The 18,166-nt window shown below is 63.8% G+C and carries 10 protein-coding genes; 9 read left to right on the plus strand and 1 reads right to left on the minus strand.

Annotated elements, in window-relative coordinates; genetic code table 11:
- The first annotated feature begins 81 nt into the window (after positions 1-81).
- From CFB40_RS08775 to CFB40_RS08800, 6 genes are all read left to right on the plus strand, one after another.
- Positions 82-798 (plus strand): fimbrial biogenesis chaperone, encoded by a 717-nt coding sequence (locus tag CFB40_RS08775; RefSeq protein WP_256976595.1) that lies wholly within the window; start codon positions 82-84, stop codon positions 796-798.
- A 78-nt stretch (positions 799-876) separates the two neighbouring features.
- The gene (locus CFB40_RS08780; RefSeq protein ID WP_089431042.1) at positions 877-3,882 is read left to right on the plus strand and encodes a two-partner secretion domain-containing protein; all 3,006 of its coding nucleotides are present in this window, start codon (positions 877-879) and stop codon (positions 3,880-3,882) included.
- Positions 3,883-3,941: 59 nt separating this feature from the next.
- Complete coding sequence (locus tag CFB40_RS08785; protein ID WP_089431043.1) at positions 3,942-5,117, plus strand: fimbrial protein; 1,176 nt, start codon at positions 3,942-3,944, stop codon at positions 5,115-5,117.
- 179 nt (positions 5,118-5,296) lie between these two features.
- A complete protein-coding gene (locus CFB40_RS08790; protein ID WP_089425367.1) occupies positions 5,297-6,112 on the plus strand; it encodes an ABC transporter substrate-binding protein in 816 nt (271 codons plus the stop codon).
- A 94-nt stretch (positions 6,113-6,206) separates the two neighbouring features.
- The gene (locus CFB40_RS08795; protein WP_089431044.1) at positions 6,207-6,929 is read left to right on the plus strand and encodes an amino acid ABC transporter permease; all 723 of its coding nucleotides are present in this window, start codon (positions 6,207-6,209) and stop codon (positions 6,927-6,929) included.
- A gap of 2 nt (positions 6,930-6,931) precedes the next feature.
- The gene (locus CFB40_RS08800; protein WP_089431413.1) at positions 6,932-7,657 is read left to right on the plus strand and encodes an amino acid ABC transporter permease; all 726 of its coding nucleotides are present in this window, start codon (positions 6,932-6,934) and stop codon (positions 7,655-7,657) included.
- A 97-nt stretch (positions 7,658-7,754) separates the two neighbouring features.
- On the opposite strand, the gene CFB40_RS08805 is transcribed toward CFB40_RS08800, so the two are convergent.
- On the minus strand, positions 7,755-8,072 hold the full coding sequence (locus CFB40_RS08805; RefSeq protein ID WP_143329827.1) for a hypothetical protein: 318 nt from the start codon (positions 8,070-8,072) through the stop codon (positions 7,755-7,757).
- A gap of 257 nt (positions 8,073-8,329) precedes the next feature.
- On the opposite strand from CFB40_RS08805, the gene CFB40_RS37850 reads away from it, so the two are divergent.
- The 3 genes from CFB40_RS37850 (at position 8,330) to CFB40_RS08820 (ending at position 18,161) form a co-directional block, all read left to right on the plus strand.
- Positions 8,330-8,581: a hypothetical protein gene (locus CFB40_RS37850; RefSeq protein WP_143329828.1), complete on the plus strand. Its 252-nt coding sequence runs from the start codon at positions 8,330-8,332 to the stop codon at positions 8,579-8,581.
- Positions 8,582-8,798: 217 nt separating this feature from the next.
- Positions 8,799-17,837, plus strand: coding sequence for a hemagglutinin repeat-containing protein (locus CFB40_RS08815; RefSeq protein WP_089431047.1), 9,039 nt, complete (start codon positions 8,799-8,801; stop codon positions 17,835-17,837).
- Positions 17,838-18,161, plus strand: coding sequence for a DUF6572 domain-containing protein (locus CFB40_RS08820; protein WP_089431048.1), 324 nt, complete (start codon positions 17,838-17,840; stop codon positions 18,159-18,161).
- Positions 18,162-18,166 lie beyond the last annotated feature (5 nt).

Genomic DNA, 18,166 nt, shown 5'->3' on the forward strand with positions numbered 1-18,166 from the left:
CACGGTCACGATTTCCTTCCCGCACCGGTGGTTATCCGATCGTCGTGCCGAGCCGTCGCCACGACCCGCGCTGCGAGGATCGTGCGCGCGGCGGTGGTGGCTTGCGCGGCGAGCGTCGGCGCAGTCACCGGCCACGCGGCGCTGTCCGTGGTCGGCACCCGCTTCGTCTATCCCGGCGATGCGCGTGCGCTGACGATCCTCGCGCGCAACGGTGGCGCTGAGCCGATCCTGGTTCAGGCGTGGCTCGACGTGGGCGACGCGAATGCCGATCCCGACCGCCTGCGCGTGCCGTTCGTCGTGACGCCGCCGCTCGTGCGACTCGATCCGGCTCGGCCGCTGGCGATTCGCGTGCAGTCCATCGGCGGCGATTTGCCGACTGACCGGGAATCCTGTTTCTGGATCAATGTGCTCGAAGTGCCGCCGGCCGTGCCGACGCACGACAACACCCTGCGCATCGCTTACCGGCTGCGCATGAAGCTCCTGTATCGACCACCCGGCCTGGCCGGCGATCCGGATCGTGCGCCAAATGCACTGACCTGGACGCGCGCGAACCGGCAGGCTGCTGCCACGATCGTCGCCACCAATCCCACACCGTACTACGTGACGCTGACGCGCGTGCTGCTGAACGGCGAACCCGTCTTGTCGGCGAGCCGCGCGGTGGACGTCGCGCCGTTCGGTCGGGCCGAGATTCCGGCCGGCACGCAGCTCGACGGGAAAGGGGACGCCGAGATCGTGTTCGACGCCGTCGACGATAGCGGCACATCGAACGAATACCGGGCGCGGTTCGCGCCGCCGTGACTGACGGACCGTCAGTGCTTGCAGTACCCGTCCTGTCGGGGCATCGACAGGGTTTCAACCACAACAAGGAAAACGAGCATGAACAAGACATACGCTTTGGTATGGAACGCCAGGCAGGGCGTTTGGCAGGCAGTCGGCGAACGGGTACGCCGGCACGGCAAGTCCACGATGCGCGCGCGCGTCGTCGCGGTGGCGACACTGCTTGCGGGTAGCGCGGCGACGTCCGTGCATGCGCTGCCGACGGGCGAGAACATCGTGTCCGGGAAGGCCGACATTCTGCGCTACGACAACGGGCAGCAGATGTCGGTCAACCAGCACACCGACAAGCTGGTGGCGGACTGGCAGTCGTTCAACGTCGACAAGGGGCAGCGCGTCACGTTCAACCAGCCGTCCGTGACGTCGATCGCGCTGAACCGGGTCGTCAGCCAGGACGGCAGCGCGATCTACGGCAACATCGACGCGAACGGCCGCGTGTTCCTCGTCAATCCGAACGGCATCCTGTTCGGCAAGGGCGCGCAGGTCAATGTCGGCGGCCTGGTGGCGACGACGCTGGATATCAAGAACGAAGACTTCGAAGCAGGCCGCTTCCGGTTCTCCGGCCAGTCTCCGAGCGAAGTGCAGAACGCAGGCAATCTCGTGGCGAGCGAAGGCGGCTCGATCGCGCTGCTCGGCGCAAGAGTATTCAACAGGGGGATCGTTCAGGCACAGATGGGTACCGTCGCGCTGGCGGCGGGCAGCGACGCCACGCTGAACTTCGACGGCAGCAAGCTGCTCAGCGTGCAGATCGACCAGGGAATCGTCAACGCGCTGGTCAGCAACGAGCAGTTGCTGAAAGCCGATGGCGGGCAGGTGCTGATGAGCGCGAAGACCGCCGATACGGTGCTGCGCACGGTGGTCAACAACCAGGGCACGATCGAGGCGCGCATGCTCAGGAATACGGCAGGCCGGATCTCGCTGGACGGTTACGACGCCGGCACCGTCAACGTCGCGGGCGTGCTGAACGCGAGCGCGACGACGCCGGGCAACGGCGGCACGGTCGTCACGCGCGGTGCCGACGTGAAGGTGGCGCTCGGTGCGATGGTCGATACGCGCGCGACCAACGGTCGCGGCGGCAACTGGCGCATCGCGTCGTCCGACGTGTCTGTCACGGCAGGCGCGAACCAGACCGGGACGATCGTGGCCGACACGCTGTCGCGCAATCTCGCGACCACCGATGTCGAGCTGGTCGCCGAACGCGGCCGGACGTCGGTCGACGGGCCGGTGACCTGGGCCAGTGGCAACCGGTTGACGCTGGCCAGCCGGCAGGGCGACGTGTCGGTCAACGGTGCGCTGCGGGCAACCGGCGCGAATGCGCGCGTGGCCATCGACGCACGGAAGAACGTGCGGATCGCGGCGCCGATCGCGCTGACCGGCACGAATGCGCTGCTGACGCTCGACTACGGTGTCGCGCAGTTGCTCTCGGGCGGCGCGGCCGTGACGCTGTCGGGGGCCGGGGCCGGCTTCGAGTCGAACGGCTATCGCTATACCGTGATCCAGAACCTGCAGCAGCTGCAGGCCGTCAATACGAATCTCGACGGTCTGTACGTACTCGGCAACAACATCGCCGGTTACTGTTCCTATTATTCGTGCACCACGTTCAAGACCATCGGTTCGGGCGCGTCGTTCTCCGGCGTGTTCGACGGCCTCGGCAACACGATCAGCAACCTCACCATCACGAGCAGCGATCCGTACGCGGGGCTGTTCGGCCGCAACACGGGCACCCTTGCCAACCTCAACCTGAAGTCGTTGCGCGTCAGCGCCGCGTCGGGCGTCGGTCCGGTGTCCATCGGCGGGCTGGTCGGCGAAAACGCCGGCAAGATCTCGAACGTGACCGCGACGGGCATGCAGATGAGTGCGGGCGCCAACCGCAGCAATGCACTGGGCGGGCTGGTCGGCATCAACAGCGGCGAGATTTCCCAGGCGTCGTTTGCCGGATCCGTGTCGGGCAACAGCATGTCGTATGCCGTTGGCGGTCTGGTCGGCGAGAACCGCGTCGATCAGCTTGCCGGGATCGTGTCCGACAGCGAGTCCAACGCGACCGTATTCGGCGGCGCATCGAATCTCGCCTCGATCGGTGGTCTCGTCGGTGTGAACCGGGGCGGCGACATTCTGAGGTCGACGAGTCGCGGGACCACATCGGGCGCCAATATTGCCGGCGTGAACGTCGGCGGGCTCGTGGGCGCGAACCTGCTCGGCACGATCGACGACTCGGCCGCGCTGGGGCGTGTGACAGGCGGCTCGGGCGGTACGGCGGGCGGGCTCGTCGGCCTCAATACCGGCAAGATCGTCAAGTCGAGCGCAAGCGGATTCGTCGACGGCCGATATGCGCAAGCGATCGGCGGCTTTGTCGGGCTGAACCAGGGCACGGTGACCGACAGCAAGGCGCTGGGCGGCGTCGCAAGCGCGTCGACCGGTTCGACGGGGGGGTTCGTCGGCATCAACCTCGGCGCGAATGCATTCATCGACATGGCGGAAGCGCACGGTACGGTGAGCGGCGGTCAGGGCAGCAATGGCGGCTTCGTCGGCAGTCATCTCGGCGGCCGGATTGCTCATGCGGTCGCGCGCGGCAAGACGACGGGCGGTAACTACAGCAAGACGGGCGGCTTCGTCGGCGCCAACGCGGCCGAACTGAGCAACGTCGATGCGAGCGGCGACGTGTCCGCCGGGGCCGGTGCGTCGGTGGGCGGTTTCGCCGGCACCAACGCGACGTCCGGCACGATCGAGGCCGCGTCGGCAACCGGCAACGTGACGGGCGGTTCGTCGAGCACGGTGGGCGGCTTTGCCGGCGAAAACCTCGGCGCGGTGCGCGATGCGTCGGCATCTGGGACGGTCGGCGCCGGGTGTTACGCGACGCTCGGCGGCCTGATCGGCCTGAACGCGGGGCTTGTCGAGCGCTCTGCCGCGAACGGGCGGGTCAACGGATCGTCGACCCAGACCTTCGGCGGCCTCGTCGGCATCAACCGCGGCATTTTCCGCAACAGCATCGCATCCGGCGAGGCTGGGCTGCAGAAGATCGCCGGCCTCAATCTGGGTGTGATCGAGTAATGCAACAGGCGGCGGGCGAGCATGACCGGCGCCCGCCGCCGATACAAAGGTAGGGCAGCATGAAGACGATTCAAGGGCGCAGGCCGGGGCGAGTGGGCCGGGCGATGCATCGCCTCGCGATGGCGGGATACCTGGTGCTGGCATTCGGCACGCACGTCATGGCGCAAGGCAGCAGTGGCGCAACGGCGCTGGATTGCAGTTTCAGCAACATCGAGGCGTCACCTTGGCGCATGATGACGCCGCTGACGAGTACGACACCGCAAAATTCAATCCTGTATCAACGCACCGTTTCGCTCATGGTCTCGTTCAAGTACGGCACGGCGCCGACGGCGCACGAACTCGTGACTGCGGCACATTGGGCGTCGGGCAGTATCGTCGCGAATGGCGTCGCGCAGACGAACGTCAACGGCATCGGCTTCAAATGGGCCGGCGTGTCCGGCGACGACGTCGAGCGTACGCTGCAGCAAGGTGCGGATCCGATGGTGACCGCGAAGCACGACCTCATTCGCTCGAACGCAGGTGGTGCCGACTTGCGGATGATGCGCTTCCGGCAGTTTCTGGTACTCGACAAGCCGGTTTCGCAGTTGCCGCAGGGCAAGCTGGTCGTCAAGAACCTGCCGGGCAATCCGACCGTCGCGATTTATGCGATCGACTTCCCGAAAGGCGTTGCGTCGATCGGCAGCCCGGTGACGGTGCCGGAGTCGACGACGCCGCCCAATCTGTGCAAGCAGATGAAGGCCTTTGTCGGCGTCGGCAACGTGTGCATCGGCAGCGAGTGCGAGATTCATGTGCCGAACCGCTGCGAGATCACGTCGAACTGGATCGTGCCGGTGACGCTCGGCAATTTCGCGATCAATCGATTTCCCAGCCTGAACGCGACGTCGAGGCCGGTCGGTTTCGATATCGCGCTCAGCCAGTGCGCGGCGTCGGCAAAGCCGTCGATCAGCTTCCGCGACAAGGCTGCGCAGCCGAATCCGGACAAGACGCTGCTGCAACTGAGCGCGCCGGCGGGCCAGACGGTCGCGCGCGGGTTCAACATCGTGATGACGAACGGGTTGACCGGCGAGCGGATCGCGTACGGCGAGCCGGGTGCGGCGATCGAGTATCCGATGCAGCGCACGGGCGACATGGCCGTGATGCCGCTGCGCGCGCAGTACATCCGTACCGGGGCGGATGCGGAGCTGGCGCCCGGCTATGCGGGCGGCGGCGCGGAATTTTCGTTTACGTTTCCGTGAAGGCGGCGCACGGCCCGGCCTCATCACGAAACCCGCTGAGCAAAGCACCATTTGTTGGTTCGGATTCGCGGTATGCGCTGGTACGTTAGCGGCTTCGCGGCAACACTGAGCTGCGATATTTCTCGAACCGGGCCGCCGCGCGATCCGCGGCGGCCTTCATAACAAATCAGGTCGTGCTCATGAAATTCCACACGCTCGCTACGTGGCTCGTCGGAGCCGCGCTCATCACCGCAGGCACCGTCGCGCATGCGGACCGTCTCGACGACATCAAGAAGGCCGGTGTGCTGCGCGTCGCGACGTTCGACAGCAACCCGCCGTTCGGCTATGTCGACGGCAAAAGCAATCACATCGTCGGCCTCGACGTCGACTACGCGAAGGCACTCGCCGACAAGCTCGGCGTGAAGCTGCAGCTCCAGCCGACCAATCCGGCGAACCGCATTCCGTTCCTGACGTCCGGCAAGGTCGATCTCGTGCTCGCGAACTTCACGATTACCGAAGAGCGCGCGAAGCAGGTCGATTTCAGTATTCCGTATTTCTCGTCGGGCCAGCAGTTTCTCGCGAAGAAGGGCGTGCTGAAATCGGCCGACCAGCTGAACGCGCTGCGCGTCGGCGCCGACAAGGGCACGACCAACGAGATCACGCTGCGCGAGAAATTCCCGAAGGCGACGATCGTCGCGTACGACGACACGCCGTTCGCGTTCGCCGCGCTGCGCGCCGGCAACGTGCAGGCAATCACGCAGGACGGCCCGAAGCTGATCGGACTGCTCGCGAACGTGCCGGACAAGCAGAACTACGAGATCCCGGCGTTCACGATCTCGAACGACTACATGGGCGTCGGCGTGCCGAAGGGCGAGACGCGCCTGCTCGGCTTCGTCAACGACACGCTGAAGGGGCTCGAGGCGAACGGCCGCGCCGTGCAGATTTACGACGCATGGTTCGGGCCGACGACGAAGACGCCGCTCACGCGCATCTTCCGGATCGGCGACAAGACCTGATCCGCATCGCACGCGCGCCGCGACTGGCCAAAGCATCGGCCGCGCGGCGCTTTTCGTTTTCTTCCGATCGCGCGCTTCGCGCCCGCAACACAGCATGCTCGGGTTGGCTCCCAAATACCTGTCCTGGCTCTGGCAGGGCTTCCTGCTGACGCTCGGCCTCGCGGCCGCGTCGGCCGTCGTCGCGACCGCCGGCGGACTGTTGCTCGCGGTCATGCGCCATGCGCGCGGCACGGCGCCGCGCACGGTGGCGGCCGCGTACGTCGTCACGTTCCGCAACACGCCGCTGCTCGTGCAGTTGCTGTTCTGGTATTTCGGTGTCGCGTCGCTGCTGCCCGAACCATGGATCGCGTGGCTGAACGCGCGTCATGCGTTGAGCATCGGCCCGTTCACGCTCGCGTGGCCGTCGTTCGAATTCGTCGCGGGCTGGGTCGGGCTGAGCGCCTATACCGCCGCGTTCGTTGCCGAGGAGTGCGAAGCCGGCCTGCGCGGCGTGCGGCGCGCGCAGCACGATGCGGCGGCCGCGCTCGGCCTCACGCCGATGCAGTCGCTGCGTTACGTGGTGCTGCCGCAGGCGGTGCGCATCGCGTTGCCGCCGCTGTTCGGCCAATACATGAATCTCGTGAAGAACTCGTCGCTCGCGATGGCGATCGGCGTGGCCGAGCTGTCGTATGCATCGCGGCAGGTCGAGACCGAGACGTTCAAGACGTTCGCCGCCTTCGGCGTGGCAACCGTACTGTACGTCGCGGCGGTGGCCGCGATCGAAGCGGGCGCGTATGCGGCCACGCAATGGCGCGACCGGCTGGGAGCGGGGCGCTGACGATGGACCTTTCGCTGCTGTTCGCCAATCTGCCGTACCTGCTCGTCGGCGCGTTCCCGGAAGGGCCGCTCGGCGGCGCCGCGCTGTCGCTGCTGCTCGCGATCGCGTCGGCCGTCGCGTCGGCCGTGCTCGGCATCGCGCTCGGCGTTGCGATGGCGCTCGCGCGCGGCCCCGTGCGCGTGCTGCTGCTCGCGTTCATCGGCTTTTTCCGCGCGATTCCGGTGCTGATGCTGATTTTCTGGACCTACTTCCTGATGCCCATGCTGCTGCACATGGACGTGCCGGGGCTCGCGACGGTCGTATGCGCGCTCGCGCTGATCGGCGGCGCGTATCTCGCGCACGCGGTGCATGCGGGCATCGTCGCGGCCGGCGACGGGCAATGGCAGGCCGGGCTGTCGCTCGGGCTCACGCGCTGGCAGACGGTGCGCTACGTGCTGCTGCCGCAGGCGATCCGCATCATGACGCCGTCGTTCGTCAACCAGTGGGTCGCGCTCGTGAAGGACACGTCGCTCGCGTATATCGTCGGCGTGCCGGAGCTGTCGTTCGTCGCGACGCAGGTGAACAACCGGCTGATGGTGTATCCGGCGCCGATCTTCCTGTTCGTCGCGCTGATCTATCTGGTGCTGTGCACGTCGCTCGACGGCGCGGCACGCTGGCTGCTGTCGCGGGGGCGGCGGGAGCGGCGTGTCGCGAGCACGGCGGTCGAACGGATCAAATCCTTGCGATGATGTAATCGCGATAGGCAGTTACAAGAGATCTGATTACCGGCCGCATGCCGATCCGAGTGACCTTGCCTCCGTTCCACGAATCCCATAGCCGAGAAAATCAGGCCGCCTCTCGTTCCTGTGCGGCGGCCCAGTTTTTCTCGAACGTCATGGGACTAACGTAGTTCAGTGTCGAATGCACACCGAACAGGGTGCCCATCGGAGCGACGACTGAGCCGGTCTCGGCCCCGGCGAGGGTGGCGGCCATGCCGCCTGTCCCTCCGGCGACGCTGCCGACTGTGCTGCTGACCGTGCGGACGCGATTGCGCGTGTCGATGGGCAAGGACTGCCAACGTGGATAGCGGATCGCCGGATTGGGCGACAACGGCGCCGCGGTCTTGGCCGGCTCGTCCATCAACGATTCAATCGCATCGTGCAAGGCGTGGCGAGCCTCCGAGCGGACGCGTAGGCGGGTTCTTCGCGCCGGCCGAATGACGGATAGCTATTGCTCGATTCGGTGCAGCCTTCATGCGTGGCGTGAATGGCGTGGTCGGGATACGGCTCGAGCGACTCCAATTGATCGAATTCGTCGACGTCGACGGAACATGAAATGGTGTGCCGCGAGTCAGTGAGCGAGCGACAGGAGCGTGCCTGCGTGTCGGCCGGTCCTCGGTGGCGAGCAATTGGAAACTCCCCGTGAACATTGCGACGAGCGCGAGGCCCAGCGCGATCTGCACAAAGGTAGGGGGATTAGAGACCACGGAAACGCCTGAGCGGAGTGCGTCGGTGCGGGAGCGCATCGGCGGAGCGGCCGTATATGGCCGTGCCGAGGAAGATGATATTTCGTTGAAAGAAAGTCAATTGCCGATCGTGCGCCGATTGCGCCTCGCAATTCTGCCAGGGATTTTTGAGATGATGGGGGAGGTAATATTCGCGAGAATTGCGTAACCAATACGTCGATATTGACGACCAACCGGTTGCGCTGTTTAGTCTGCGCAGCTGCGATTGCCTATTGGCGCGCTCGTCGCTAATACGAATGTGAAGAGGTCACCGGGTCGTTGATTCTCGGCAACGCTTGACACTTGTTGACGCTGTTCTATTAGATTCCGTGCGATGTTCGAGGCCCGTGAGAGCGGATCGGATGAATCGCGAGTAGACCAAGATCATGAATAAAAACCATTATCGGCTGGTATTCAGCCGTGTGCGCGGTATGTTGGTTGCGGTGGAAGAAACCGCAAGTGCATCAGGTAACGCAGTGCAGGGTGAAATTGGTTTCGCCATTCTCTCGCCGCCCGCATTCGCAAGATTCGCGCTTCGTCAGGCGGCACTCGCGGTACTGGTTGCGGCCGGCGTGATGCCGATATGGGCCAATGCCCAAGTTGTTGCGGGCGGCGCGCATGCGCCGTCCGTGATCCAGACACAGAACGGACTTCAACAGGTGAACATCAATCGCCCCGGCTCGTCGGGCGTGTCGATGAACACGTACAACCAGTTCGACGTACCCAAGCCCGGGATTATTCTCAACAACTCCCCGGTTAACGTCCAGACTCAACTGGGCGGCATAATCGGCGGCAATCCCAATTTCCAGGCTGGCGATGCGGCGCGTCTGATCGTCAACCAGGTCAACAGCAACAACCCGAGCTTCATTCGCGGCAAAGTGGAAATCGGCGGCGCAGCGGCGCAGCTCGTGATCGCGAATCAGGCGGGGCTGGTCGTGGATGGCGGCGGCTTCCTGAATACGAGCAGAGCCACGCTGACCACCGGCAATCCGAACTTTGGGCCTGATGGGTCGCTCACGGGTTTCAACGTCAACCAGGGCTTGATTTCGGTCGTCGGCGCGGGGCTCGACACAGCGAATGTCGATCAGGTGGATTTGTTGGCCCGCGCCGTCCAGATTAATGCGAAGGCGTACGCGAAGACCCTGAACGTGGTCGCTGGATCGAATCAGATCGACTACGCCACGCTGAACGCGACGCCGATCGCGGGCAACGGCGCAGCGCCGTCCATTGCGATCGATGTCAGCCAGCTCGGCGGCATGTACGCGAATAGAGTGTTTTTGGTCTCCTCGGAAAATGGGGTCGGTGTTGCTAATGCTGGCGACATCGCCGCACAGGCGGGCGACCTGACACTGCAAGCGAACGGCCGGCTCGTGCTGTCAGGCCAGACCAATGCGACCGGCAATATGTGGCTGTCGGCTTCGGGCGGCATCCAGAACAGCGGCGTCACGTATGGAAAGCAATCGGTCACGGTCAACACGGGCGCGGCCGACCTGACCAACACTGGGGCACTCACGGCGCAGCAGAACCTGACGGCCAACGTCGGCAGCCTCAATTCAGCGGGCACGCTCGGCGCGGGCATCAACGCCGACAGCACGGTTGGCGCGAACGGCGATCTGAGTGTGACGAGCGCGGGACAGCTCACCGCGACGGGCACCAACAGCGCGGGCGGCAACGCGACCTTCACCGGCAACGGCGTCGATCTGTCGAACAGCGCGACGGCCGCGAACGGCAACCTCGCGTTGACTGCGACGGCGGGCGATGTGAATCTGGCCGGCTCAACTGCCAGCGCCAAGGGTGCCGTGAACGCGCAGGCGAGCGGCACGGTCATTAATGATCGGGGCAATCTGTCCAGCGGCGCGGGCATGACTATCGGCGGCGGCAACCTGTCGAATCAGGGCGGTCGCGCCAATTCGCAAGGGCCGCTGTCGGTGCAGATGGCTGGCAACGTGTCGAACCAAAGCGGCATGCTGAGTTCCCAAAGCACGGCCGACGTGCGCGGGAGCGCGATCCTGAACAACGCCGGGCTGATTCAGAGCGCGGGCAAGCAAACGATTGCTGGCGCGTCGATCGACAATAGCGCTGGCCGGCTGATTTCCCTGAACGCAGACGGCTTGTCGGTAACGGCAACCGGCGCGATCACGAATGCAGCCGGCACGAACGTGAGCGGGGACCCGGGCGGCGTCATCGGCGGCAAGGGTGATGTGACCGTACAGGGCAACACCGTCACGAACAGCGGCTCGGCGTCGGCCGACGCAATCCTGCACGTGATCGGCCAGAGCGTCGACAACGGCAACGGTATCCTGCACGCCGGGCAGACTGCGACAGTCGACGCCGGCAATCATTTTGCGAATGCCAACGGCCGAGTTGAAGGCCAAATCGTCGTGTTGAACGGCACGACGCTGGACAACTCTCAAGGCACGGTCAATGCGGCGACGGTCTCGCTGAACGGCTCGACTCTGCTGAACCACGGCGGTACGGTCACGCAGACTGGCACCGGCCCGATGACGGTCGCGATTACCGACACGCTCGACAACTCGAACAACGGTCTGATCCAGACGCGCAGCACGGATCTGTCGCTCACACCCGCCGTCCTGATCAACGACAACGGCGGCGCGATCACGCACGTCGGCACAGGCACGCTGACGGTCGGCAACGCTTCGGGCACGGTCAGCAACAAAGCCGGCTCCATCGCCAGCAATGGCCGAACCGTCCTGCAGGGCAAGACGATCGATAACTCGGCCGGTTCCGCCGCCGGCCAAACGGGCCTGAGCGTCAATGCGGCCGACTCGATCACGAATATGAGCGGCAAGCTCACGTCGAACGCCAACGTCGACGTGACCGTGGGCGGTGCACTGGTCAACGATGGTGGCGAACTTGGTTCGAAGACGGCGACCACAACGATTCATAGCGGCTCGCTGTCGAACCTCGGCGGCAAAATCGTTTCGCCCACGCTCACGGCAACCATCGCCGGACTCGTGGACAACAGCCAGAATGGCGACATCGAAAGCAATCAGCTCTCGCTGACGGCCGCGAACCTGAAAAACCAGGGCGGCCGCATTTCGCAATGGCAGAGCGGGCCGACCACGCTTGCTATTTCCGGCTCGCTCGACAATTCGAATGGCGGTGTCATCCAGACCAACAGCACGGACCTGACGCTTGCGCCGGCCGTTCTGGAGAATTCGCACGGCGCCATCACGCACGGCGGGACCGGCACGCTAACCGTCACGCCCGGCAACGGCGCGGGCGCCTTAAACAATATCGGCGGCACGATCGGTACCAACGGACAGGCCATCGTGAAGGCCGGTAGTCTGGACAATGGTAGCGGCGTCATCGCGGCGAAACTGGGTCTGGCGACCACGATTGCCGGAGCGGTGAACAACGCTCAGGGCCTGATGCGCTCGAACGCAAATCTGTCGTTGATAAGCGGCGGCGCATTGTCGAATCAGCAGGGGCACATCGAAGCCGGCCAGACGGGTGACGCCAGCACGCTGTCGATTCAGGCCGCGTCGATCGACAATACCGACGGCGTGGTGCACGACTTCGGCAGCGGCGCGATGAACGTGCAGGGCGGCAGCCAGATCGTGAACAGCCATGCGGGCGGTGTCGCCGGCATGGGGCAGATGACAGGGCAAGGCGATGTGACGATTGGCGCGACCTCGATCTCGAACACGCAGGGCGGCCAGTTGATGGGCGGATCGCTCCATGTCAAAGGCGATACGGTTGACAATTCCGGCGCGCAAATAGGCAACGTCGCGAACTCGACCGGCGACGTGGATGTCGCGACGACGGGCGCGATCTCGAACGCCAACGGTTCGATCAGCTCGACTCGCGACCTGACGATAGCGGCTTCGACGCTGCTTGGCGGCGGCGCATATAGCGCGGCGCACGACGCGACGATCAACCTGCAAGGCAACTTTACGGCCACGCCACAGACGCAGTTCAACATCGGTCACGACCTGACCTTCACGTTGCCGGGCACGTTCACGAACAGCGCGAACCTGCAATCGGTCAACAACCTGACGGTCAACGCCGGCAACATCGTCAACACGGGGGCGATCACGGCCGGCAGCTTGCTCAGTACGCACTCGGGCGACCTGACGAACTATGGTGCGATGGTCGGCGGCAGTGTCGCCATCCAGGCAAGCGGAACGGTGTCGAACCTCGGCCCTGTCGCGCTGATCGGCGCATCGGACACGTCGGGTCTGCTGGAAATTCTCGCGCACGACATCGAGAACCGCGACGACACGACGTTGGGCGACTCGATGCCCACCACGACGATCTTCGGGCTCGGCAAAGTGGCTTTGGCGGGCGGCAAGGATGCGAACGGCAACTACACGAACGCGGCGTTGATCAACAATTCGTCGGCGGCGATCCAATCGGGTAGTTCGATGGAATTGCACGCCGACAAGGTCACGAACACGCGGCGCGTGATGCAGACCTCGGGCAACACGAATCAGGTCGATCCGGCGCTGCTTCAACAGCTCGGCATCAGCATGTCGGGGTGCGCCGCCTACTACATCGCGGCCTGTAGCGGTCAGGACGTGCACTGGATCAACCTGTTCCACGATCCGAATTACCCGGATTACGATCCCGCTCCGATCATCGCCGCGCTCAAATTGCAGCCGGGTGGCGTTTTCACGGTACCGCCGAACGGCGGTCAGTGGAACAGCGGTTATCAGTACACGACCTACGACGGTAAGGCGACCGCCAACACCGTGACGAAGCTGAGTCCGGGCGCGCAGATCGCGTCCGGTGGCGATCTTGATGTGTCGACGGTTAAGACGTTCCAAAACTACTGGAGCAGCGTGACGGCAGTCGGCAACCTCAAGCAGCCCGTGAGTCTCGACATGGATGGTTGGGGCGCGACGGGCCAGCAAGCACCGGGCGTGACCGTCGTGTATTCCGGCTACTATCACTACAACAACTACGACAATACCGAACACAACTGGACCTTGCCGTTCGGCGATAAGCCGTTCGTCGGCGGGCCGGGGGGCTATACGCAGGCCGCGCCTGCCGACGTGAGGAAATTCGGTCTGCCCGACTATCGCTCGACCTGGGGAGCGAACCGCACGATCTCGGGCAATGGGGTTAGCGTGAACAACACGGCGGCCAATGCGACCATTCCGTCGCTCGGCCTGCTGCCCGGTCAGGCCGTGCCGGGGCTGACGATCGGCACAGTCAGCGGCAACGCGAGCGGTACGCAATCGGGAGGATCCGCGATCAAGGGCGATACGCCCACCTGGATTGATCCGGTGATCGCCAGCGCGACGGCCGTCAACGTGCTGAACAACCTGACGATCCCGCAAGGCGGGCTGTACCGGCCGAATCCGGCACCGAACCCGACGTACCTCATCGAGACGAACCCCGCGTTCACTCGCATGAATAATTTCCTGTCGAGCGACTATTACCTGAACCAGATCGGCGTGAATCCGCTGACGACAGAAAAGCGTCTCGGTGACGGGTTCTACGAGCAGCAGCTCGTGCGCAACCAGGTCACGCAACTGACGGGCAAGGCGGTATTGGGGCCGTATACGGACCTTCAGGGCATGTATCAGTCGCTGATGCTGGCGGGCGCTGAATTGTCGAAGTCGCTGAACTTGCCGCTCGGCATGAGCTTGTCGCCGCAGCAGGTGGCCGCGCTCACGACCAACGTGATCATCATGCAGACCGAGACGGTCGGCGGCCAGCAGGTATTGGTACCGGTCGTGTATCTTGCGAAGGCTGATCAGCAGAACGCGAACGGTCCGCTGATCACGGCCGGCAATATCGATTTGAAGAACACGCAGGTCTTCACGAACAGCGGCACCGTGAAGGCGGACACGACGCTCGCGCTTCAAGGCAAGCAGATCGACAACGCATTCGGCGCGCTGCAAAGCGGCGGGCTGATGTCGCTCGATACGACGGGCAACGTGGACCTCACCTCGGCCAATGTGAAGGCCGGTAGCCTCGACCTGAACGCGGGCAACAAGCTGATTCTGGATACCGCGACGCAGACCACACACCAGGTCAGCCGCGACGGCGCGACGAGCGACAAGACGACGCTTGGGCCGGCCGCGACCCTGAACGTGGCCGGCGACGCGTCGATCAAGACCGGCGGCGACTTCCAGCAGAACGCTGGGAACCTGAACGTCGGCGGGAACCTGAGCGCGGATGTTGGCGGGAACTGGAACCTCGGCGTGCAGCAGACCGGCGAGCATAAGGTCGTGCAGCGTGCGAACGGCGTGTCGGATACGGACCTCAACAGCGCGACCGGCAGCACCGTGAACGTGGGCGGCAAGTCGGCCATTGGTGTGGGCGGCGATCTGACGGCACAAGGTGCGCAACTCGACTTCGGGCAGGGCGGCACGGTTGCGGCCAAGGGCAACGTGACCTTCGGTGCGGCGAGCGTCACGTCGACCATCAATGCGAACAGCTCGGGCGACCAAGGCAATCGCAGCTATGCGGAAACCCGGCATGGATCGGATCAGGCGCTGACGGGCACGACCGTCAAGGGCGGCGATACGCTCAATGTGGTGTCGGGCAAGGACATCAATGTCATCGGCAGCACGATCGACTTGAACAAGGGCGATGCGAACCTGCTGGCGGCCGGCGATGTGAATATCGGGGCCGCGACAGAAACGCACGTGTACAACTCGCGCGAGACGCATAGTCGCAGCGGCGTCGTGAGCGGCACGAAAATCGCCAGCAGTCAGGACGCGACCAGCACCGTGGCAAGCGGCAGCCTGATCTCGGCGGACGGTGTGTCGATCGGCAGCGGCAAGGACATCAATGTCCAGGGCAGTACGGTTGTCGGCACGCACGATGTCGCGCTCAACGCCGCGCACGACGTGAATATCACGACCTCACAGGACACCCGCCAGTCGTCGACCACCTACCAGGAGCAGCACTCGGGCCTGATGTCGGGCGGCGGCCTGTCGTTCTCGGTCGGCAACAGCAAGCTCGCGCAGCAGAATCAATCGTCGAGCGTCACGAACAATGCCAGTACGGTTGGTTCGGTCGACGGCAATCTGTCGGTGCACGCGAACAATACGCTGCACGTGCAAGGCAGCGATCTGGTCGCGGGCAAGGACATGACCGGAACGGCCGCGAATATCGTGATCGATTCGGCCACCGACACCACGCATCAAGCGCAACAGCAGCAGACGAGCAAGAGCGGGCTGACGGTCGGCCTGTCAGGCTCGGTGGGCGATGCAATCAACAATGCGATCAGCGAGACGCAGGCCGCGCGCCAGTCCGCGAAGGACGACAACGGCCGTGCGTCGGCGCTTCACAGCATCGCGGCGGCCGGTGACGTGGCATTCGGCGGTATGGGGGCCAAGGATCTGTTGAACGGCGCGAAGGGGACGCAGGCCCCGAGCATCGGCGTGCAGGTCAGCGTCGGTTCGAGCCATAGTTCGATGCAATCGTCCGAAGACCAGACGATTCAGCGTGGTTCCAGCATCAATGCGGGTGGGAACGCGAAACTGGTTGCGACGGGCAACGGCACGTCGAAGGACGGCAACATCACGATCGCCGGTTCGAACGTGAACGCGGCCAACGTGGCGCTGATTGCAAACAACCAGGTCAACCTCGTCAACACGACCGATACGGACAAGACGCAGAGTTCGAACTCGTCGTCGGGTTCGAGCGTCGGCGTGTCGATCGGCACGAACGGAATCGGCGTGTCCGCGTCGATGCAGCGTGCGCATGGCGACGGCAATTCGGATGCAGCGATCCAGAACAACACGCACATCAACGCGAGCCAGACGGCGATCATTGTGAGCGGCGGCGACACGAACGTGATCGGTGCGAACGTGAACGCGAACAAGGTCGTGGCCGACGTGGGCGGCAACCTGAACGTGGCGAGCGTTCAGGATACGACCGTGAGCGCCGCGCATCAGTCGAGCGCGGGTGGTGGCTTCACGATCAGTCAGGCGGGCGGCGTCGGCGGGAGTTTCAGCGCGCAGAACGGCCACGCGGACGGCAACTATGCGGGCGTGAACGAACAGGCGGGCATTCAGGCCGGTGCTGGCGGGTTCGACGTGACCGTGAAGGGCAGCACCGACCTCAAGGGCGCGTATATCGCCAGCACGGCCAATCCGTCGAAAAACAGCCTGACGACCGGCACGCTGACGACGAGCGACATCGAGAACCACTCTCACTACAGCGCGAACAGCGCGGGCTTCAGCGCAGGGGCGTCGGTCGGGCCGAGCACCAAGGCAGTCGGCCCGTCGTCGGTATCGGGTTCGGGCGGCGTCACGCCGATGGTGTTCCAGAACGACAGCGGCGACCAGAGCGCGACGACGAAGAGTGCGGTGAGTGTCGGCACGATCAATATCACGAAGCCGGGCGAGCAGACTCAGGATCTCGCGAACCTGAACCGCGATGCGACGAATCTGAACGGGACCGTTTCGAAGACGCCCGACGTTCAGAAAACGCTGTCGCAACAGGCCGACACGATGAATGCGGCGCAGGCGGCCGGGCAGACGGTGTCGCAGGGGATCGGCCTGTATGCGGACAACAAGCGCAAGGATGCGATCGAAGCGGCAAAGGCGGCGTCCGAGCGCGGCGATCTCGATGCGATGCAGTCGTACATCGATCAGGCGAAGAGCTGGGATGAGGGCGGGGCGTCGCGGGCGGCATTGCAGATGGGCGGCGGTGCGTTGATTGGCGACCTCGGCGGCGGTAGCGCGCTCACGGCGTTCGGGGGCGCAGCGGGCGCGGGCACGTCGTCGCTACTGGCGAACCAGGCAGAGAAGGTCAGCCAATCGGTCGGCGACGCGACCGGCTCGTCGTTGGTTGGCAATATCGCCGCGAACGTGGCCGCGACGGTTGGTGGTGCACTCGTTGGCGGCAGCGCCGGGGCAGCCGCCGCATCGAACGTCGAGCTTTACAATGCCAGCGAAGATAAGAACCGAGGCGAGGATCAGAAAGAAATCGCGGAGCTTAAGAAGGATCTTGATAAGCGGCGCGCGATGGTCGGTCAAGTCAATCTGACACAACGCCAAGAGGATGGACTGACTGTTGTGCCGTTTACGTCTGTGGCGGGTGCGTTGGCCGGCGGAAAAAAAGGAAGTACGATTACTGCGAACAAGGCTGCAGGAGATGCGTTTGAAAATTCTAAAGCAGCGTCTTATCGGAACCAATTTCCAGAAGTTGGGCAGCAAGTTACTCTGAAGACAACCGATGGCACACGAACCCGACTCGATATTGTGACAAAAGATTCAAGTGGCACAATCGGGTGTGTTGAATGTAAATCGTCAGAAACTGCGCCGCTGACAAAAAATCAAGCTAAAGCCTTTCCTCAAATCGAAACCGATGGTGCGGTAGTGGTTGGGAAGGGAAAGCCGGGGTTCCCCGGTGGGACTATAATACCGCCAATGAAGGTCGATATTGTTCGCCCAGACAGTGGCGCTCAGCCGTCGGGCAAGGAAAAGGGAAATTGAATGTCTATTCTCGAAACGAATGTTGTTGATTTGATTGGGGTTGATCCCTCCAATAAAATCGCCAAACTCGGGATTTCCGATCATTTGGAATGGTCTGCGCCAGAAGGTGAACATCTTCTTCTTCTTCAGGAGAAAATCAACACATATTTGAGCTTTATTGAGGGTGGTGAGTTATATCAGCACTTTCCGAACGCGCGCGATTGTCGGTGCGAGATTGAATTGCTTGCAAAATATCCGCTGTCGCCGGTTGCAATCGATTTTTTTGAGAAGGCGAGAGCGGTTATTCGCGAGGCGGGATTTGATTTGTCATGTCAAGTTGGGTGAGCTTG

Source organism: Burkholderia sp. AU31652, from assembly GCF_002223155.1.
Taxonomy (GTDB): Bacteria; Pseudomonadota; Gammaproteobacteria; order Burkholderiales; family Burkholderiaceae; genus Burkholderia.